Below are 17581 nucleotides of genomic sequence, written 5' to 3'. Positions count from 1 at the left end.
TGGCGGCAGGTTATCGGGCACTATATGTCTTATTCGCCGTCAGGCTTGTTTTTTGAGGAGAGAGAAATGTTTGCAGTAATTTTTGGTCGTCCAGGGTGCCCATACTGTGTACGCGCGAAAGAGCTGGCTGAGAAACTGACCGAAGAGCGCGATGACTTCAACTTCCGCTACGTGGATATCCACGCGGAAGGTATCACGAAAGCGGATCTCGAGAAAACCGTCGGTAAGCCGGTTGAAACCGTACCGCAGATCTTCCTCGATCAGAAACACATCGGCGGCTGCACTGACTTTGAAGCCTACGCCAAAGAGCATCTGGGCCTGTTTGCCGCCCAGTAATGTGAAGACGCCCTCACCGAGAGGGCGTTTTTATTTGTGGTGCCGCCGGTTATGAAGCAGACTGCGCACAAATAAGTAGCAGAGCGCGCCAAGGGCGCACCAGAATACGGCGCTCATCAACCATGCCAGCTCCTGCCAGAAACTCCGCGTTGAGATATAGAGCAAGCGCATCAGCAGCAAACAGAGCGGCGCGGCCAGCATGGCACCCAACAGCGGCTTCACCACCTCCCCTTTTCGGGAGAGAAAACTGGCAGCAGCCCCCGGCAGCGTAAAAAAGAGCAGCCCCAGCTCCGGATGACCCGATGCCCTGAATGCCCCTTTCACGTTAAAAGCAAGCGACATGCATACGACCGTGAACAGCAAAAAGCAGCTGATCACCCCCGCCCAGTTTCGTTTAATGTTCAAACTATCCTCCTGACTTATCTCTATCAAATACACTTTCGTCGGGTAGACGCCCAGTCAGATAAAGCAATGCGGCAATCCTTGCCAAAGTACGCACAGGGTGATGCGATAATCAGTAGCTGTCAGTAGCTAATACGATTAAACTACACGCCAGCTAATGTTTTAGGGAATAAAGCAGGAAACAGGGAGCGTTAACGCCTTTCCCTGACCCAGAAAACAGTAGCCCAAAAAGTCCTTTCATTCAACAACTTACTGGTAAACAAGAAGTTAGCCTCCGTGAATATAAACGTCGCAGACTTGTTAAATGGGAATTACATCCTGTTATTATTTGTGGTACTGGCGCTGGGCCTTTGCCTGGGTAAATTGCGCCTGGGTTCAGTTCAACTTGGTAATTCCATTGGCGTTTTAGTCGTCTCCTTATTATTAGGCCAGCAGCACTTCAGCATTAACACGGACGCGCTCAACTTAGGTTTTATGCTGTTTATTTTTTGTGTTGGCGTGGAAGCAGGACCGAACTTTTTTTCAATTTTCTTCCGCGACGGCAAAAATTATCTGATGCTGGCGCTGGTAATGGTCGGCAGCGCGCTGCTGATCGCCTTAGGGCTGGGTAAACTGTTTGGCTGGGATATCGGGTTAACGGCCGGTATGCTGGCAGGCTCCATGACCTCCACCCCTGTGCTCGTGGGCGCCGGTGATACCCTGCGCCATTCCGGCATGGCCGGCGCGCAGCTTTCTACCGCACTTGACCACCTGAGCCTGGGTTATGCCCTGACCTATTTGATTGGTCTGGTGAGCCTGATTGTCGGCGCACGCTACCTGCCAAAACTGCAGCACCAGGATCTGCAGACCAGCGCCCAGCAAATCGCCCGCGAGCGCGGTCTCGATACCGACTCCAAACGTAAAGTCTATCTCCCGGTGATCCGCGCCTATCGCGTCGGACCAGAGCTGGTTGCCTGGGCTGACGGCAAAAATCTGCGCGAGCTCGGGATTTACCGCCAGACGGGCTGCTACATCGAACGTATCCGCCGCAACGGCATTCTGGCGAACCCGGACGGCGACGCGGTGCTGCAGATGGGCGATGACATCGCGCTGGTGGGTTACCCGGACGCCCACGCTCGTCTCGATCCGAGCTTCCGTAACGGCAAAGAGGTGTTCGACCGAGACCTGCTCGACATGCGCATCGTCACCGAAGAGATCGTGGTGAAAAACCATAACGCCGTGGGCCGCCGCCTGGCGCAGCTGAAGCTGACCGACCACGGCTGCTTCCTCAACCGCGTGATCCGCAGCCAGATTGAGATGCCTATCGACGACAACGTGGTGCTCAACAAAGGCGACGTGCTGCAGGTCAGCGGCGATGCCCGCCGCGTGAAAACCGTGGCCGACCGCATCGGCTTTATCTCCATTCACAGCCAGGTCACCGACCTGCTGGCCTTCTGCGCCTTCTTTATCGTTGGCCTGATGATCGGGATGATCACCTTCCAGTTCAGCAACTTCAGTTTCGGCATCGGTAACGCCGCCGGGCTGCTGTTCGCCGGGATCATGCTGGGCTTCCTGCGAGCGAACCACCCGACCTTCGGCTACATTCCGCAGGGCGCGCTGAACATGGTGAAAGAGTTCGGTCTGATGGTCTTTATGGCGGGCGTGGGCTTAAGCGCGGGCAGCGGGATTGGTCACAGCCTCGGCGCCGTCGGCTGGCAGATGTTGGTTTCCGGACTTATCGTCAGCCTGGTACCGGTGGTGATCTGCTTCCTGTTCGGTGCCTACGTGCTGCGCATGAACCGCGCCCTGCTCTTCGGGGCGATGATGGGGGCGCGTACCTGTGCGCCTGCCATGGAAATCATCAGCGATACCGCGCGCAGCAACATCCCGGCGCTGGGCTATGCGGGCACGTACGCTATCGCTAACGTGCTGCTGACGCTGGCGGGTACGCTGATTATCATCATCTGGCCAGGACTCGGATAACTCCTAAGAATGCGCGTAGTGGAAAATATTTTTGTTACGCGCAGAACTTTTTTATCAGGGGGCAGTCATAACTAGTGCCACTGCTTTTCTTTGATGTCCCCAATTTGTGGAGCCCATCAACCCCGCCGTTTTGGTTCAAGGTTGATGGGTTTTTTGTTGTCTGAAAACTACCACTCTGTAAATTAATGCTTTATGCCTCCAGGTTCCCCTGCATAGCGACATCGTCGCGGCAGAACTTTTATATAGCTGTAACAGATAATAAAAAACCAGCCAGCGGCGGGTCTGTATCAGTCAGCTAATTGTTCCTGCAATTCTTCCGGATTTTGGAACGCGCCACTCAGTATTGAACTCATCGATTCGCACTTAAAGCTCTCGATAAATCGTATTTTGATTAAAAAAAATCAGGTCATTATCCTAAAAATCCCCTGCTTTTCATAAACATGAACTGCTTTGAACGTCCATATTAGTTACAGGCATACGCTGGAGCGGATAGAAACACTATGGAGGGGACAGGAATGCAGTTTTCAAGCTCAGTAATGGCAATTCCGGTCTTAGGGAATGCAGCAAAAGATCGCTCAAGTGGTCTGAAGTGCGAGGTCAGTAAGCATGTACCATTCTGAAGAGATCATCCGACAGCTTCAGAGCCAAAAGATACCGGCCATGAAGCTGGACCAGGCGGTACGCGCGGTAGGTGAAGAAATAAAGAGCCAGTTGAGTAATATAGGTGCCGGTGCCCAACGCCTGTTGTACTACACCTCCTGCTTTACTGATGAATATTACGATGTATGCACCCGACAAAACCTGGAGGACGCTCGCTTCCGAAAGGGCATATTCCATCTCGTTTCTCGCTGGAACATCGTCTTTGACCTAATCAACACGTACGTTGAGGAGCTGGTTAAGAATTATTCCCCGGCAGAATTATCAGCGATACAGCATGCTCTAATGCGCGCTAACGTTCACATATCCACCAGCACGCTAACCTCGTATTCATTCTCTGCAGGCGCTGCATCGACTATTTGCCTCTATGTGACCCTCCCACCTTCAGAAGTAAAGGTCGTTTCAGGATTAACGGGCGTGGCTATTGGCGGGTTGGGGATGTCTGGAGTTGCCCAAATTGCTTCAAGAAAAAATAGATGAAATATTAGCCGGATTTCCTCAGATAAAACCATCAGACTTTGTAAGCAAGTGATGGATGTTCGGTAAGGGGGCTTTTAATTATTATACGCGGAGGTATTAGCTCCGCGATTTCTTGTTTCCATTTTTAATATACTTAAGGATGGGGCGAGAGTTATTTTTCACATTTATGTAGAATAATAACACCATCATCAGCATAAAACTGCATGAAATCAGGATCATTAACCCAAAAATATTTCAATTTCTTATTGTCGAAAAACCCTTTCCAGCGGAATTCGCCATTTTTTTTGATGATACTAAGTTCTGCCACAGGTTTTATCGGGCTTACATTTTTCCAGTCGAAGTTCATGCCGCCTCTGCCAAGGTCTGCAACACTATCATAAAAAATATCAATTTTATCGTTATCGACTTCCTTTGCATGAATGTTGATAACTATTTGATTATCATTAACAACGAGACTGGTTGGTTTGTTATCGATTTTTATTGAGAAACCATCATTATCACAGGAGGTCGACCACATGCCGAAATTTGAGTTTGCATGTGTTGTCATAGAAATTAATAATAGCAAAAATGGCCAAGTTTTCATTGGTTAGACTCCGCAATAGTTGAAATATACCCAATATCAAGATGAAGATCTGACCTGCCAGCTAATTCTTCCTCAAGATAATGATTGTACAAAGAAAGTGCTTCTTGCTCTGATTTTGCAGGCTGACCATACCTACCCGGCGGAAGGCTTGCCCATTCGTAGCTCAGTATATCTAATGCTCCTACAATATCACCAGACATGATTTTATCTAAAGAGCGTTTTCTTTTATATTTGAAAATTAAAACACAAAATTTATCCTGAGATTCAGGTGTAAAATCAGTAATACCTTTATTAGCCCTAACTGATGTCATTTTCGGATCATTCCAGGGGCAGGTGCGCCCGTAGCTCGCCGTCCGGGGCCATAAACACCGGGTCAAGTGATACCCAGAACGCCGCGCCGCTCATCTCTGACTTACCGTTCAGCGTCCGGGCAAGCACGAATCTCTGGGCTACCCCGTTTAGTTCAAACGTGTTTTCCCGCAGTACTACCACGCGATCGCCTGTCGTCAGATGCCCGCCGTCTGGCACGGGAACCAGTTCGCCCGGCCTTTCCTGCCCGGTATGGTGACGTTTCCGAAGTCGGTTTCCCCGCTCCGTGACCTGATATATCTGATGTACTGGAAAGGCGGACAGCGGGGCAAGCCCCATGTAAAGCGCGTAAAAATCCAGGGCGTTATCCGGTTTCTCAGGATCTGGCGTACAGGTGGATTTAACCAGCACAAAAGTGCTGGAGTACTGCAACGCATTCCCCATGTAATCGCCGGACAGATAGTCCTGATTCAGTCGCCAGGCTACCACCTCGCCACCAGTCATAAACGGAAGCGGGACGGCGGTATCCGCTGTTTCGTGAGTGAGTACTGCTCCCGGCGCACTGACATCTGTAATATGAAGTCCACCATGCTGATCTGCGCCCCAGATCTTGGACAACTTATGCAGCCTGACTCAATCGATATTGTACCGGACTAAGACCGCCAAGTTTTTCCTTTATCCTCAATTGGTTATAATAATCAATGTAATCGATAATGTCTCGCTTTAAGTCATCCACATTTTTATATTCATTGAGGTAATAACATTCTGATTTCAATGTTCCAAAAAAACTCTCTATCACTGCATTATCAAGGCAATTTCCCCGACGAGACATACTCTGGGCGATGCCACTATCTTTTAACCATCGTTGCCAGCGTGACATCTGATATTGCCAGCCTTGATCGCTGTGCAATATTGGGTGTTCGTCTTTCGGCAACTGTTTCAGCGCATCCGTGAGCATAGTCTGCACCATTGAAGGTAGAGGGCGGTTAGCGAGGTTATAAGCAATGATTTCGCCATTATAAAGATCCATGATGGGCGACAAATACAGCTTTTTGCCATTCACTTTAAACTCAGTGACATCTGTGACCCACTTCTCGTTGGGGCGTTCTGCGTCAAACTGGCGTTTCAGGAGATTATCGCAAATTCGTCCTTGTTCTCCTTTATATGAACGGTACTTTTTGACGCGAATCAGGCTGCTAATACCCAGTTCCTTCATGAGTTTTCTAACGGTTTTGCCATTAAGTAAAACCCCCTCGTTACGACATGCCAGCCTGATGCGTCTGTAACCATAGCGACCTTTGTGCTGGTGATAAATTTTCAGCACAAGCGCTCTGGCAGACTGGTATCGGTCCGGAGCCGCAAGACGTTTTACATGATAGTAAAATGTACTCCGGGGCAGCCCAGCAACGATTAACAATCGGGACAATGGCCATTCCTGCCTTAGTTCACTTACAATGCTCACTTTTTCCTGGGCGCTGAGCATGTTTTCTGCTGAACCAAGGCCTTCAGCTTTTTTAAGTAGGCATTCTCGACCCTGAGTTGTTCAAGTTCCTCTCGCTCAACATCGGTTAATGCTGGCTGTGGTGGGACTGGCGTGATGCTTTTATCTGGCACTGGGATGATCTTTTGATTTTTTCGGGTGAAAGCATCCTCGCCATGTTTTCTATATTTTTCAAGCCAGGTACATACAGTACCAAAGGCTGGTATCCCATGTTTTACCGCAGTTTCACGAACAGAGAAGCCATCATCCACAACTTCTTTTACTACCATAAGTTTGAAATCAGCAGAGTAGCGTCCCTTTTTACCCGTAAGCACACCGATCCCATGCTCCCGGTAGGCATAAGCCCATTTTCTTACCGTGCAAGGGCTTATGTCGTACATCCTGGCTACAGATTTCAGACTCAACTCATCTTCCAGATACTTCTCTGACACTTCCTTTTTGAATTCCAATGAAAATTTTGCCATGCGCCCTCAGTTTTTGATCTGGTGTCTAACTTTTGGGGCGCACTACATGCCACATGGCATTTGTCCCGCCAAGCCAGGAACCATGAGGCTCCTGAAGTATACGGGCCATAATGTCATCTACTGTGGGGTAATGGTCGCCGTTTGCTTTTTTGGCAGGAAAACAGATGTCCATTTGCATAGTCCCTTACAGCTAAGAAGTTAAGCCTTTGATGAAGCAGTTTTAGCTTATTTTACAAACAATAACCACATGGGCAATAAGCATTAGACTTAAGTAAAACTTTCTTTCGTAACATTCGGTAAGCCCATACCATAACGAGACTTAGCTCACTGTCAGTCGTGTCGAAACTTTTGCTGTACGGGCAATGTTTCGATTTTGTCCGGTAGGTGAAGATATAAATTTTATTGGAGTAGACGCACAAGGTTTGCCCGTTCGCCGTGGTCGTCTGCTCCGGGTTGCTCATAGTTATGTTTCCGGTGCTGGCACTGAACGCAGCAAGAATAAATCCCGTCAACAGCACTTTTTTTACCAGCTCTAAACCTCCATTAAAGCTGATTTCAGCCTCCTTCCTGCAAGCGGCGTATGCAGGATGCACCTTAATAATCAATCCATAAAAACAATCAATAATATAATTTCAATCGATAAGGTCTATTATTAATTTTAACGGTCAAGTTTGCATACAGGAAGAAGCATGAAAAATATTATTGCGCTGCCTCTGTTGCTCTGCGCTTTCTCATCCGTAGCTGGTGGTGCGGTCTCGGGCGAAATACAGCCATACCCTGATTACCTGGCTACCTATGTCAAAACGCTTGTTACAGCCAGTTGCGACCACGTACTTTCAGATGATGGAACGAACGCCATTGATAGAGCCATCAAGTCCATTAGCGCTAGCGCCACCAAAGGTATGACTACCGACACGGAAAGTTACTACGCTGTTTATAATTCAATCGTTTTTGGGGCTGAGATGGGAGATAAGCTGAAAAATGCCAAGAAACAGAAAATGATTCTGGCAACGAAAGACAAAATTGGTGATTGTAAAGTGGAAAAATGATGTATTTTCTGGTTGGGGCAAGCTCACCGACACGCGCGTCCATCGCCCTATTACGATAATTAAAGAATTTGATCAGACTACCCCACTTCTTTACCGCGCCGTGTGCGAAGGGCGAGTGATGAAGAAGGGGATTATTAAGATGTACCGTATTCTGGAGTCCGCTATCGAGGCCGAATATTTCAATATCGTGATGGAAAACGTTAAGTTCACGACAGTGGCGCCCTTCCTGACCCCTAACGGGATGAGCAGCACCCATCTTGAAACGCTCGAATTGCGTTATGAAGCCATCTCATGGAAGTACACGGAGGGGAATATCATTTACCGTGACATCTGGAACGATCGCTGTTGCGCCTGAGCGCAGAAGAGTGTTGAAAGTGAGCAGATAAAAAGAAACCGTTCCAGGGGACGGTTTCTTTCCCATGACTGTCAGGATTGCTCCGGGCAAGCCATAAAGACTATTTTGACCTTCTACAAGCCCTTCCTGAGCTTTTCTATCCTTGCTGCTTTTTTCTCTTCTCTCGCCAGTCATAAACATATATGATTTAATGTATATGATAAAAGAGATTCAGGATGACCGAATGCTCCACCCACTCCACCTCTTCAAAACCCTCTCCGACGAAACGCGGCTCGCCATCGTCATGCTGCTCCGTGAGGCAGGAGAACTGTGCGTCTGCGATCTCTGCGCCGCGACCGCCGAATCTCAGCCGAAGGTCTCACGCCACATGGCCCTGCTCCGCGAGTCCGGGCTGGTGATCGACCGTCGCGAGGGTAAGTGGGTCCATTACCGTCTCTCTCCCAACATGCCTGCATGGGCGGCAGCCGTTATCGACACCAGTTGGAACTGCCTGCGGGAAGAGACGCGCCTGAAGCTGAAAAACCGGCTTCCGGGCTCGTGCTAAGCACAACACATTCACAAAAACAGATATAACGGAGTAAGCGATGTTTCTGGCAGGGACTATTTTTCTGTTTACGCTGGTACTGGTCATCTGGCAGCCCAAAGGACTGAGTATTGGCTGGAGCGCGACCATCGGCGCCGTGCTGGCGCTGGCCAGCGGCGTGATTCACATTAACGATATACCGGTAGTCTGGAATATCGTCTGGAACGCCACGGCAACGTTTATTGCCGTCATCATCATCAGCCTGCTGCTGGATGAGTCCGGCTTTTTCGAGTGGGCGGCGCTGCACGTCGCCCGCTGGGGGAACGGTCGCGGGCGATTGCTGTTTACCTGGATTATCCTTCTGGGCGCAGCCGTCGCGGCGCTGTTTGCCAATGACGGCGCAGCGCTGATCCTGACCCCTATCGTTATCGCCATGCTGCTGGCGCTGGGGTTCAGCAAGCAGGCTACGCTGGCGTTTGTGATGGCGGCAGGTTTTATCGCCGATACCGCCAGCCTGCCGCTGATTGTGTCGAACCTGGTCAACATCGTCTCGGCAGACTTCTTCACGCTGGGGTTCAGCGAATACGCTTCGGTGATGATTCCCGTTGATATCGCTGCGATTGCCGCAACGCTGGTCATGCTCCATCTGTTCTTCCGCAAGGAAATCCCGCCGGAATATGACCTGGCGAAACTGCGTGAGCCTGCACGCGCGATAAACGATCTTCCAACGTTCAGAACCGGCTGGATCGTGCTGCTCCTTCTTCTCGTCGGTTTCTTTGTGCTGGAGCCGCTGGGTATTCCGGTCAGCGCCATTGCGACTGCGGGCGCGCTGGTTTTGTTTGCCGTTGCAAAACGCGGACATGCGATAAATACCGGAAAAGTGCTGCGCGGCGCACCGTGGCAGATCGTCATCTTCTCACTAGGGATGTATCTGGTGGTGTATGGCCTGCGCAATGCCGGGCTGACGGACTCTCTTACAGGCGTACTGAATAGCCTGGCCGGGCACGGATTGTGGGCCACCACGCTGGGTACCGGGTTCATCACCGCGTTCCTGTCATCCATAATGAACAATATGCCCACGGTGCTGATTGGCGCGCTCTCCATTGAGGGCAGCACGGCAACCGGGTTGATTAAGGAGGCGATGATTTACGCCAACGTGATTGGCTGCGATCTGGGTCCGAAAATCACGCCTATCGGCAGCCTCGCCACCCTGCTCTGGCTCCACGTGCTGGCGCAGAAAAACATGACGATCACCTGGGGTTACTATTTCCGGACGGGCATCATCATGACGCTGCCGGTCCTGTTTGTGACGCTCGCCGCGCTGGCGCTTCGTCTCTCCTTCACACTGTAATGAGCCACTGATATGAGCCACATCACCATTTACCACAACCCCGCCTGCGGCACCTCACGCAACACGCTGGAGATGATCCGCAACAGCGGCACGGAGCCAGAGATTATCCTCTATCTGGAAACCCCACCGTCGCGCGATACGCTGACCACCCTGATTGCCGATATGGGCATTTCGGTGCGGGATCTGCTGCGTAAAAACGTGGGGCCCTATGAACAGCTCGGCCTTGCCGAAGATAGCTTCACCGACGACCAGCTAATCGAGTTTATGCTGCAATACCCGATTCTGATTAACCGTCCGATCGTGGTCACGCCGCTGGGCACCCGCCTGTGCCGCCCGTCTGAAGTCGTCCTCGACATTCTGCCGGATGCGCAGAAAGGGGCATTTACAAAAGAGGATGGCGAAGCCGTCGTAGACGCCAGCGGGAAAAAAATCTCGCCAAAGTAACCCATTGATAATGGCACGGTAAGATCTGCCAACCGCATACCCCGCCCAACGGCTGAGTTGCATCCGCCGAAACCCGGCACATACTGTTGAGGGTTAACTCTGGTGAGGGTATGCAGGCATGGGTCTTAAAAACAAAACCGCCGTCATCTTCGGCGGCAGCGGCGCCATCGGCAGCGCTGCGGCACACGCTCTGGCACGTGAAGGCGCGGAGGTGTATCTCGCCGCACGCACCCACGCCAGGCTGGAGCAGGCCGCCAGCAGCATTCGCGCCGCGGGCGGTTCTGCCAGCACGTTTGTTTTCGATGCGCTCGAGGAGTCCTCGCTGCTCCCCGATCTTGCCCGCATTGATATCGTCGTCAACGCCACGGGCTTTATGCACGATCAGGGCAAACGTCTTGAGGCATTAACGCTCGGCGAATTCCGTCAGGGCTTCGACCCTTTCCTGGCCGCGTACTTTAACATTGCGAAAGCCGTGTCATCCCGCATGGGCGGCGAGCATGGCGGGACCATAATTACCGTCGTCGCCCCCGCCGCAAACATGACGATGGCGGGCCACCTCGGACATATCGTCGGCTGCGCGGGAACGGAAGCCTTTACCCGGGCGCTTGCGGCTGAGCTGGGGACTCAAAATATTCGTGTGCTGTGTCTGCGCTCGCACGCAATAGCCGACGCGGTGCAGGCGGGTTCGTATGTGAGCACCATTTTCGCCGCCAAGGCGCAGGCGATGGGTATTACGGTCGGGCAGTTTCTCGATGGCGCCGCGCAAAGCACCTTGACGCATCGCCTACCGACGCTGGCGCAGGTAGCAGACACGATTGCGTTTCTGGCTTCAGATGCGGCCAGCGCAATGACGGGAACCACAGTCAATATGACCGCCGGTGCAACCTAGCTCTCGCCCGCAATCCTCCCCACCATCGCCCGGATCTCTTCGCGGGTTAAAGGCGTCCGGTCAGTGACGTAGTGCAGCGTCATCCCTTCGATAAACGCATCCAGCGCGCGGGTGGTAACCGGGTCGAACCACTGCTCCAGCGTGGTCTGGCTCATCTTCATCCAGTCCTGCATCACCGTTTTGAGCGCCGCGCTGCGGTGCATAAAGGCGTAAAGCTGATACATCAGCGCCATGTTGTGCGGCGTGGTCACCTGCGAGCTGTGGATCAGGGTAGTTATGGATTCGCAAGCCATTTCCGGCCCGGTGACGCCCGCGAAGAAATCCCGGTACTGCTGCGACATCTGGCGGGTAAACCACGTGAAGGCCTCCTCCAGCAGCGGCTCCATACCGTCGAAATAGTAGGTCATCGACCCCAGCGGCACGCCCGCGCAGGTGGCGATTTTACGGTGCGTGACGGCATGAATACCGTGTTCAGCAATGGTGTCGAGCGTCGCCTGCAGGATTTTCTCCCGGCGATGCGGATCGTTGGGTGGTCTGCTCATCAATTCCTCACCTGATTTGTGTACAAATGTACACAAACTTGCTAGTGTTGTCGCTATTGTTGTACTTCTGGTGCTACCCCAATGACGCTGACCTCTCCCCGTAAAGCCCTGCAGCTCCGCATGTGGGCGCTGTTTATGTTCTTCTTTATTCCCGGTCTGCTGATGGCCTCCTGGGCCACGCGCACCCCCGCCATTCGCGACATTTTGTCCGTTTCTACCGCGGAAATGGGCATCGTGCTGTTCGGCCTGTCGATAGGCTCCATGAGCGGCATTCTCTGCTCCGCATGGCTGGTGAAGCGCTTCGGTACGCGGGCGGTGATCCGCACCACCATGTGCTTCTCGGTGTTCGGGATGATGGTGCTGAGCGCGGCGCTGTGGCTTGCCTCACCGGTGCTGTTTGCGCTGGGGTTGACGGTGTTTGGCGGCAGCTTCGGCTCGGCGGAAGTGGCGATAAACGTTGAAGGGGCGGCGGTCGAGCGCGAGATGAACAAAACCGTGCTGCCGATGATGCACGGCTTTTACAGCCTCGGCACGCTGGCCGGTGCGGGCGTGGGGATGGCGCTGACGGCCTTCGGCATGACCGCGAATCTGCATATCCTGCTGGCGGCGCTGGTGTGCATTATTCCGATTCTGACCGGCATCCGGGCGATCCCGGACGGCACCGGCAAGAACGCCTCAGACGAACAGCATTCGGCTGAAAAAGGACTGCCCTTCTACCGTGATTATCAGCTGATGCTGATTGGCGTGGTGGTACTGGCGATGGCGTTCGCGGAAGGGTCCGCCAACGACTGGCTGCCGCTGCTGATGGTGGATGGTCACGGCTTTAGTCCGACCTCCGGCTCGCTGATCTACGCCGGGTTTACGCTGGGGATGACCGTCGGGCGCTTCACCGGCGGCTGGTTTATCGACCGCTACAGCCGCGTGGCGGTGGTGCGCGCCAGCGCCCTGCTCGGCGGGCTGGGTATCGCGATGATTATCTTTGTGGATGTGGACTGGATTGCCGGCGTCTCGGTGATCCTCTGGGGGCTGGGCGCGTCCCTCGGTTTCCCGCTGACCATCTCCGCCGCCAGCGACACCGGCCCGGATGCCCCGACGCGCGTCAGCGTGGTGGCGACAACCGGCTATCTCGCTTTCCTGGTCGGGCCGCCGCTGCTCGGCTTCCTCGGTGAGCACTACGGGCTGCGCAGCGCCATGCTGGTGGTATTAGGGTTGGTGATCGTCGCGGCGCTGGTGGCGCGCGCGGTGGCAAAGCCGGAAACGAAACACACGACACTGGAGAAGGGATATGAGCGTTAAACTGATCGCCGTCGACATGGATGGCACATTCCTGAATGATGCCAAGACCTACAATCGCCCGCGCTTTCTGGCGCAGTACGCGCGCATGAAGGCGCAAGGCATTCGCTTCGTGGTCGCCAGCGGCAACCAGTACTACCAGCTGATCTCCTTTTTCCCGGAGATTGCGCATGAAATTTCATTCGTCGCCGAAAACGGCGGCTGGGTCGTGAGTGAGGGTGAAGACGTCTTCAACGGTGAACTGTCGAAAGCCCATTTCGAGACCGTCGCGAACGTGTTAAACGACGTGCCGGGCATTGAGATTATCGCCTGCGGGAAGAGCAGCGCCTACACGCTCAAGTGCTATGACGAGGGCTTTAAGGCCATCGCGGCAAAGTACTATCACCGTCTGGAAATGGTCAGCGATTTCGACAACCTGAACGATATTTTCTTCAAGTTCGGGCTTAACGTGTCTGATGATGAAATTCCGCGTATTCAGGCGCTGCTGCATGAAAAACTCAGCGACATCATGGTGCCCGTCACCACCGGTCACGGCAGTATCGACCTGATTATCCCCGGCGTGCATAAAGCCAACGGCCTGCGGATCCTGCAACAGCGCTGGGGGATAGAGAACAGCGACGTGGTGGCCTTCGGCGATAGCGGCAACGACGTGGAGATGCTGCGCCAGTCCGGGTTCAGCTTTGCGATGGCGAATGCCAGACCGCATATCAAAGCGGCGGCGCGTTTTGAAGCGCCTCACAATAACGAGGAAGGCGTGCTGGATGTGATTGATAAGGTGCTGGATGGGGAGGCACCGTTTAACTAACACAGTGCGGTCTGGTGCCCTCACCCTAACCCTCTCCCACCGGGAGAGGGAATAAACAGTTAAGGTTGCAGGGCGTTTCCGACGCGCTTGTCTTTCAGGAACACCACCATCAGGCCAACCCACAGCGCGCCGTTGGCGAGGTTAAACAGACTGAACAGCCCGTTGCCTCCCATCGCGTAGGCATGCTTGCTCACCTCGATACCGACGGTAAAAATCAGCATCTGCAGCATCCCCATCGCCGCGGAGACCGTGCCTTTACTCATCTCGCTGGCAAACAGCGTCAGGCGCACCAGCCCGGCGTTCGCCACGCCAATCCCGAAGGCGTAAATGCTGAGTCCTGCCGTCATCCACAGATAAGCGTGTGATGACGCAACGGTCGCCACCGCCGCCAGAATCAGCCCGGCTGCAATCGGCCAACCACCCATGATAATCAGTGAACGCACGGTGCGGCGTGACGTCAGACGCGCCAGCACCAGGTTACCGATAATCAGCGCGCCAAAGATCGGTACCTGCAACAGGCCGTACTCGTAGCTGCTCAGCTTTTCACCGCTGATGATAATGACCGGTGACTGGGCAATCCACGCCAGCAGCGGCAGGCTAACGAACCCGGTCGCCAGCGCGCCCGCCACAAAGCGGCCATTCTTCAGCACTTCTTTGTAATCCCGCCCCAGCTCTTTCAGCGAGAGTTTCTCGCCGATGCGGGTGGCGGTTTCCGGCATTGCCCGGTGCAGACCAAAGAACGCGATGGCGGCGAGAACCGCAAAGAGCACAAACATCCCTTCCCACGGCGCAACATGCACCCATGCGGCGCCTACCAGCGGCCCGAGCAAGGGAGCGATCAGCGCCACGTTCGCCATCAGCGCGGTAATTTTGATACACACCGCCTCTTCAAACGACTCCTGAATGGCGGCATACCCCACGGCGCCGATAAAGCAAAGGCTCACCCCTGCAGGAAACGCAGCAGGGTAAATTGTTCAATGTTTTGCGCCAGCAGCGTGGCAAGGCAGGTGACGATAAACCACACCACGCCCGTCAGCATCACCGGACGACGGCCAATACGATCCGACAGCGGGCCTAACAGCCACTGCAAAAACATGCCGCCGGCCAGATAGGCGGTCATGGAGGTCGGTACCCACTCGATTCCGGCGTTGTACTGCGCCACCACGGCCAGCATCCCGGGCTGGATCATATCGTTGCCGATATAGGTAGAAAATTCGTAGAGCACCAGACACAGAGGGAAAAGCAACGCCTGACGACCCAGACGTGAACCTGAAGAAGAACGGTTTAACATGCAATCTCTTTATAATGACAAAATCGCGACGAGTGTAATGAAATGCCGCAGCCCGAGATAGTGATTTATCGAGGATAAACAGAAATAAAGCACATATCGTCTTCGTTTAAGGTTTCCTTAATTTGACAGATTTATGATAGCCCCATTACTCGTCAACGACCCCAAATTATGGCACTCACCTCCAGCCGTTCAGAATTGTCTAAGTTACAGACAAATAAGACAAAACGCCTTTACCGCTTACCGGCCCGCTTTTATGGTTATCAGCTTTTCATACTGATAGCCCTTGCCGTGGTGTTTACGTGGCTATCGCGCAATGAAGCGCTCGACAGATGGGTAACCGGCTTCTGGTATGACGCGGCGACGCAGAGCTTCCCGCTGCAGAAAGACCACCTGCTGGATCTGCTCAACCATCGTCTGGCGAAGTACATCGCCATCGCCTTAGGCGCCGTAGCGCTGTTTTACGGCGCTTACAAGCGTAACGCAAGGCTGGTGACGGCGGCGCTGCTGATGGGCGTTGGCGCGCTGGTGGTGGGCCTGCTGAAAAGCATGAGCCATCACAGCTGCCCGTGGGACCTGGTGGAATATGGCGGTAAGGCTGTCTCTTATCCCCTGTTTAGCGCCGTCCCTGCAGACAGCGGTCCGGGGCGCTGTTTCCCCGGCGGTCATGCCTCCAGCGGCTTTATGGTGATGGGGCTGTTTTTTGCCTTCTGGCGCGAGCGTCCGCGTCTCGCCTGGAGCTTTGTCGCGCTGGGCGTGGTGCTAGGTCTGGTGATGGGTTATGGCCAGATCATGCGCGGGGCACATTTTTTCTCTCACAACCTGTGGGCTGGGTGGTGGGTCTGGTTTTCTCAGGTGGTGGTCTACGGCCTTGTTTCCACCCGGTTTGCTAAAGAGTGATAACGCTATGCTAGAGAATCTGAATTATCAGCTGTTCTATCTGATCAATGCCACCCCGGCCTCGCCCGAGTGGATGATCGACTTTGCCACCTTTCTGGCAAAAGATCTGATCAGCATCGTGCCCGCGCTGGCCGCCATCCTCTGGCTGTGGGGACCTCGTAGCCAGGTGAAAGCGCAGCGCCAGCTGGTGATCAAAGTGGCGATGGCGCTGGGCGTGAGCGTTCTGGTGAGCTACATTCTGGGCCACGCATTCCCGCACGCCCGCCCTTTTGTTGCGCACGTGGGCTATACCTTCCTGCACCATGCGCCGGATGACTCTTTCCCGAGCGATCACGGGACGGTGATCTTCACCTTCGCGCTGGCCTTCCTGTTCTGGCATCGCCTGTGGTCAGGTGCGGTGCTGATGGTGGTCGCGGTGGCCATCGCCTGGTCTCGCGTTTATCTGGGCGTCCACTGGCCGCTGGATATGGTGGGCGGCTTCCTGGTGGGGCTGATTGGCTGCGTGAGCGCAGCTATCCTGTGGAGCCTTATCGGTGAGGCGCTCTATAGCGGGCTCTCTACCCTCTATCGCGCCATTTTCGCTATCCCTATCCGCAAAGGCTGGATACGTGACTAACCCCGACCTGACAGGTTACACTTGAACCCCCGCCCTGCGGGGGTTCACTTTTTTATCCCGAGGAACTATGGAAACACGTCGCGATGACCGCATTGCTCAGCTGCTTCAGGCGCTGAAGCGCAGCGATAAGCTGCATCTTAAGGAAGCCGCCAACCTCCTCGGCGTCTCAGAGATGACCATTCGTCGGGATCTGAACAGCGAGCGCGCGCCCGTCGTGCTGCTGGGCGGATACATTGTGCTTGAGCCGCGCAGCGCCAGCCATTATCTGATCAGCGACCAGAAGACGCGCCTGGTGGAAGAGAAACGCAAAGCCGCGCGGCTTGCGGCTTCCCTGGTACAGCCGCACCAGACGCTGTTTTTTGACTGCGGTACCACCACGCCGTGGATTATCGAAGCCATCGACAGCAGCATTCCGTTTACCGCCGTCTGTTATTCCCTGAACACCTTTCTGGCGCTTCAGGAGAAACCCGAGTGCCGGGTGATCCTCTGCGGCGGTGAGTTTCACGCCAGCAACGCGATCTTTAAGCCGCTCAACCTGCAGGACACGCTCAGCAATCTCTGCCCGGATATCGCGTTTTATTCTGCCGCGGGCGTCAATGTGCGTCAGGGGGCAACCTGCTTTAACCTGGAAGAATTACCGGTCAAGCACTGGGCGTTAAGCGCCGCGCAGTACCATGTGCTGGTGGTCGATCACAGTAAGTTTGGTAAGGTGCGTCCGGCAAGAATGGGCGAGCTGGCGCAGTTCGATGCCATCGTCAGCGATTGCCGCCCGGACGACGAGATTGTGGCCCACGCGAAGGCGCAGCAGGTGAAGTTGATGTATTAAACGGGG

19 protein-coding genes and 3 pseudogenes are annotated in these 17581 nt (G+C 54.0%); 14 read left to right on the top strand and 8 right to left on the bottom strand.

Annotated features, from left to right (window positions below; all coding sequences use genetic code 11):
• Positions 1 to 66 precede the first annotated feature (66 nt).
• Positions 67 to 336, top strand: coding sequence for a GrxA family glutaredoxin (locus tag KGP25_RS07505; protein ID WP_006809455.1), 270 nt, complete (start codon positions 67 to 69; stop codon positions 334 to 336).
• A 30-nt stretch (positions 337 to 366) separates the two neighbouring features.
• Here the strand turns inward: KGP25_RS07505 and KGP25_RS07500 are convergent, their stop codons facing one another.
• Positions 367 to 741: an inner membrane protein YbjM gene (locus tag KGP25_RS07500; protein ID WP_048222222.1), complete on the bottom strand. Its 375-nt coding sequence runs from the start codon at positions 739 to 741 to the stop codon at positions 367 to 369.
• A 273-nt stretch (positions 742 to 1014) separates the two neighbouring features.
• Between KGP25_RS07500 and KGP25_RS07495 the strand changes: the two genes are divergently transcribed.
• The gene (locus KGP25_RS07495; protein ID WP_014169303.1) at positions 1015 to 2700 is read left to right on the top strand and encodes an aspartate:alanine antiporter; all 1686 of its coding nucleotides are present in this window, start codon (positions 1015 to 1017) and stop codon (positions 2698 to 2700) included.
• Between the two features lie 606 nt (positions 2701 to 3306).
• Positions 3307 to 3837: a hypothetical protein gene (locus KGP25_RS07490; RefSeq protein WP_223540194.1), complete on the top strand. Its 531-nt coding sequence runs from the start codon at positions 3307 to 3309 to the stop codon at positions 3835 to 3837.
• Between the two features lie 151 nt (positions 3838 to 3988).
• Here KGP25_RS07490 and KGP25_RS07485 read toward each other — a convergent pair whose 3' ends face one another.
• From KGP25_RS07485 to KGP25_RS07465, 5 genes and pseudogenes are all read right to left on the bottom strand, one after another.
• Positions 3989 to 4420: a hypothetical protein gene (locus tag KGP25_RS07485; RefSeq protein ID WP_126534844.1), complete on the bottom strand. Its 432-nt coding sequence runs from the start codon at positions 4418 to 4420 to the stop codon at positions 3989 to 3991.
• On the bottom strand, positions 4417 to 4731 hold the full coding sequence (locus KGP25_RS07480) for a hypothetical protein (protein ID WP_223540193.1): 315 nt from the start codon (positions 4729 to 4731) through the stop codon (positions 4417 to 4419). Before KGP25_RS07480 ends, KGP25_RS07485 begins: the two co-directional genes overlap by 4 nt.
• A 7-nt stretch (positions 4732 to 4738) precedes the next feature.
• A complete protein-coding gene (locus KGP25_RS07475) occupies positions 4739 to 5347 on the bottom strand; it encodes a hypothetical protein (protein ID WP_223540192.1) in 609 nt (202 codons plus the stop codon).
• Position 5348: 1 nt separating this feature from the next.
• Positions 5349 to 6694 (bottom strand): IS3 family transposase gene (locus KGP25_RS07470; protein ID WP_123060779.1). Its coding sequence is split into 2 segments (ribosomal slippage): positions 5349 to 6209 and positions 6212 to 6694, totalling 1344 coding nucleotides; the frame shifts between segments, so codons are not numbered across the junction.
• Positions 6695 to 7017: 323 nt separating this feature from the next.
• Positions 7018 to 7224: pseudogene (locus tag KGP25_RS07465) on the bottom strand (hypothetical protein); the annotation flags it as partial.
• A 159-nt stretch (positions 7225 to 7383) separates the two neighbouring features.
• Between KGP25_RS07465 and KGP25_RS07460 the strand changes: the two are divergent.
• From KGP25_RS07460 to KGP25_RS07435, 6 genes and pseudogenes are all read left to right on the top strand, one after another.
• Complete coding sequence (locus tag KGP25_RS07460; protein WP_223540191.1) at positions 7384 to 7743, top strand: hypothetical protein; 360 nt, start codon at positions 7384 to 7386, stop codon at positions 7741 to 7743.
• Positions 7744 to 7756: 13 nt separating this feature from the next.
• A pseudogene (gene tssD / locus KGP25_RS07455) lies at positions 7757 to 8098 on the top strand (type VI secretion system tube protein TssD); the annotation flags it as partial.
• Between the two features lie 223 nt (positions 8099 to 8321).
• Positions 8322 to 8642 carry a metalloregulator ArsR/SmtB family transcription factor gene (locus KGP25_RS07450; RefSeq protein ID WP_048027087.1) on the top strand — a complete coding sequence of 107 codons (321 nt, stop codon included), beginning with the start codon at positions 8322 to 8324 and terminating at the stop codon, positions 8640 to 8642.
• 40 nt (positions 8643 to 8682) lie between these two features.
• Complete coding sequence (locus KGP25_RS07445; protein ID WP_223540190.1) at positions 8683 to 9972, top strand: arsenic transporter; 1290 nt, start codon at positions 8683 to 8685, stop codon at positions 9970 to 9972.
• Positions 9973 to 9984: 12 nt separating this feature from the next.
• Complete coding sequence (gene arsC / locus KGP25_RS07440) at positions 9985 to 10416, top strand: glutaredoxin-dependent arsenate reductase (RefSeq protein ID WP_223540189.1); 432 nt, start codon at positions 9985 to 9987, stop codon at positions 10414 to 10416.
• A gap of 118 nt (positions 10417 to 10534) precedes the next feature.
• The gene (locus KGP25_RS07435; protein ID WP_223540188.1) at positions 10535 to 11305 is read left to right on the top strand and encodes an SDR family oxidoreductase; all 771 of its coding nucleotides are present in this window, start codon (positions 10535 to 10537) and stop codon (positions 11303 to 11305) included.
• Here the strand turns inward: KGP25_RS07435 and KGP25_RS07430 are convergent.
• Positions 11302 to 11847 carry a TetR family transcriptional regulator gene (locus tag KGP25_RS07430; RefSeq protein WP_045908446.1) on the bottom strand — a complete coding sequence of 182 codons (546 nt, stop codon included), beginning with the start codon at positions 11845 to 11847 and terminating at the stop codon, positions 11302 to 11304. The genes KGP25_RS07435 and KGP25_RS07430 overlap by 4 nt on opposite strands.
• An 81-nt stretch (positions 11848 to 11928) precedes the next feature.
• Between KGP25_RS07430 and KGP25_RS07425 the strand changes: the two genes are divergently transcribed.
• Together KGP25_RS07425 and KGP25_RS07420 are read left to right on the top strand one after the other, a co-directional pair.
• Positions 11929 to 13143: an MFS transporter gene (locus tag KGP25_RS07425; protein WP_223540187.1), complete on the top strand. Its 1215-nt coding sequence runs from the start codon at positions 11929 to 11931 to the stop codon at positions 13141 to 13143.
• On the top strand, positions 13133 to 13945 hold the full coding sequence (locus KGP25_RS07420; RefSeq protein WP_223540186.1) for a Cof-type HAD-IIB family hydrolase: 813 nt from the start codon (positions 13133 to 13135) through the stop codon (positions 13943 to 13945). Before KGP25_RS07425 ends, KGP25_RS07420 begins: the two co-directional genes overlap by 11 nt.
• 59 nt (positions 13946 to 14004) lie before the next feature.
• Here KGP25_RS07420 and KGP25_RS07415 read toward each other — a convergent pair.
• Positions 14005 to 15119 (bottom strand): annotated as a pseudogene (locus KGP25_RS07415) (MFS transporter).
• Between the two features lie 285 nt (positions 15120 to 15404).
• On the opposite strand from KGP25_RS07415, the gene KGP25_RS07410 reads away from it, so the two are divergent.
• The 3 genes from KGP25_RS07410 (at position 15405) to deoR (ending at position 17575) form a co-directional block, all read left to right on the top strand.
• Positions 15405 to 16133 (top strand): phosphatase PAP2 family protein, encoded by a 729-nt coding sequence (locus tag KGP25_RS07410; RefSeq protein ID WP_045908450.1) that lies wholly within the window; start codon positions 15405 to 15407, stop codon positions 16131 to 16133.
• Positions 16134 to 16140: 7 nt separating this feature from the next.
• Positions 16141 to 16749: an undecaprenyl-diphosphate phosphatase gene (gene ybjG / locus KGP25_RS07405; protein ID WP_223540185.1), complete on the top strand. Its 609-nt coding sequence runs from the start codon at positions 16141 to 16143 to the stop codon at positions 16747 to 16749.
• Between the two features lie 67 nt (positions 16750 to 16816).
• Positions 16817 to 17575 (top strand): DNA-binding transcriptional repressor DeoR, encoded by a 759-nt coding sequence (gene deoR / locus KGP25_RS07400; protein WP_223540184.1) that lies wholly within the window; start codon positions 16817 to 16819, stop codon positions 17573 to 17575.
• Positions 17576 to 17581 lie beyond the last annotated feature (6 nt).

This window comes from Enterobacter sp. JBIWA003 (assembly GCF_019968825.1).
In the GTDB taxonomy this organism is placed as follows: domain Bacteria; phylum Pseudomonadota; class Gammaproteobacteria; order Enterobacterales; family Enterobacteriaceae; genus Enterobacter; species Enterobacter quasiroggenkampii.
This window is presented reverse-complemented; position numbering and strand designations above follow the sequence as displayed.

What these genes read in the sequence shown, in the direction of transcription:
- KGP25_RS07445 (WP_223540190.1), top strand. Translation starts at nt 8,683, where the DNA reads ATGTTTCTGGCAGGGACTATTTTTCTGTTTACGCTGGTACTGGTCATC.
- KGP25_RS07450 (WP_048027087.1), top strand. Translation starts at nt 8,322, where the DNA reads ATGCTCCACCCACTCCACCTCTTCAAAACCCTCTCCGACGAAACGCGG.
- KGP25_RS07410 (WP_045908450.1), top strand. Translation starts at nt 15,405, where the DNA reads ATGGCACTCACCTCCAGCCGTTCAGAATTGTCTAAGTTACAGACAAAT.
- KGP25_RS07420 (WP_223540186.1), top strand. Translation starts at nt 13,133, where the DNA reads ATGAGCGTTAAACTGATCGCCGTCGACATGGATGGCACATTCCTGAAT.
- deoR (WP_223540184.1), top strand. Translation starts at nt 16,817, where the DNA reads ATGGAAACACGTCGCGATGACCGCATTGCTCAGCTGCTTCAGGCGCTG.
- ybjG (WP_223540185.1), top strand. Translation starts at nt 16,141, where the DNA reads ATGCTAGAGAATCTGAATTATCAGCTGTTCTATCTGATCAATGCCACC.
- KGP25_RS07435 (WP_223540188.1), top strand. Translation starts at nt 10,535, where the DNA reads ATGGGTCTTAAAAACAAAACCGCCGTCATCTTCGGCGGCAGCGGCGCC.
- KGP25_RS07425 (WP_223540187.1), top strand. Translation starts at nt 11,929, where the DNA reads ATGACGCTGACCTCTCCCCGTAAAGCCCTGCAGCTCCGCATGTGGGCG.
- KGP25_RS07480 (WP_223540193.1), bottom strand. Translation starts at nt 4,731, where the DNA reads ATGACATCAGTTAGGGCTAATAAAGGTATTACTGATTTTACACCTGAA.
- KGP25_RS07485 (WP_126534844.1), bottom strand. Translation starts at nt 4,420, where the DNA reads ATGAAAACTTGGCCATTTTTGCTATTATTAATTTCTATGACAACACAT.
- KGP25_RS07430 (WP_045908446.1), bottom strand. Translation starts at nt 11,847, where the DNA reads ATGAGCAGACCACCCAACGATCCGCATCGCCGGGAGAAAATCCTGCAG.
- KGP25_RS07490 (WP_223540194.1), top strand. Translation starts at nt 3,307, where the DNA reads ATGTACCATTCTGAAGAGATCATCCGACAGCTTCAGAGCCAAAAGATA.
- KGP25_RS07505 (WP_006809455.1), top strand. Translation starts at nt 67, where the DNA reads ATGTTTGCAGTAATTTTTGGTCGTCCAGGGTGCCCATACTGTGTACGC.
- KGP25_RS07460 (WP_223540191.1), top strand. Translation starts at nt 7,384, where the DNA reads ATGAAAAATATTATTGCGCTGCCTCTGTTGCTCTGCGCTTTCTCATCC.
- arsC (WP_223540189.1), top strand. Translation starts at nt 9,985, where the DNA reads ATGAGCCACATCACCATTTACCACAACCCCGCCTGCGGCACCTCACGC.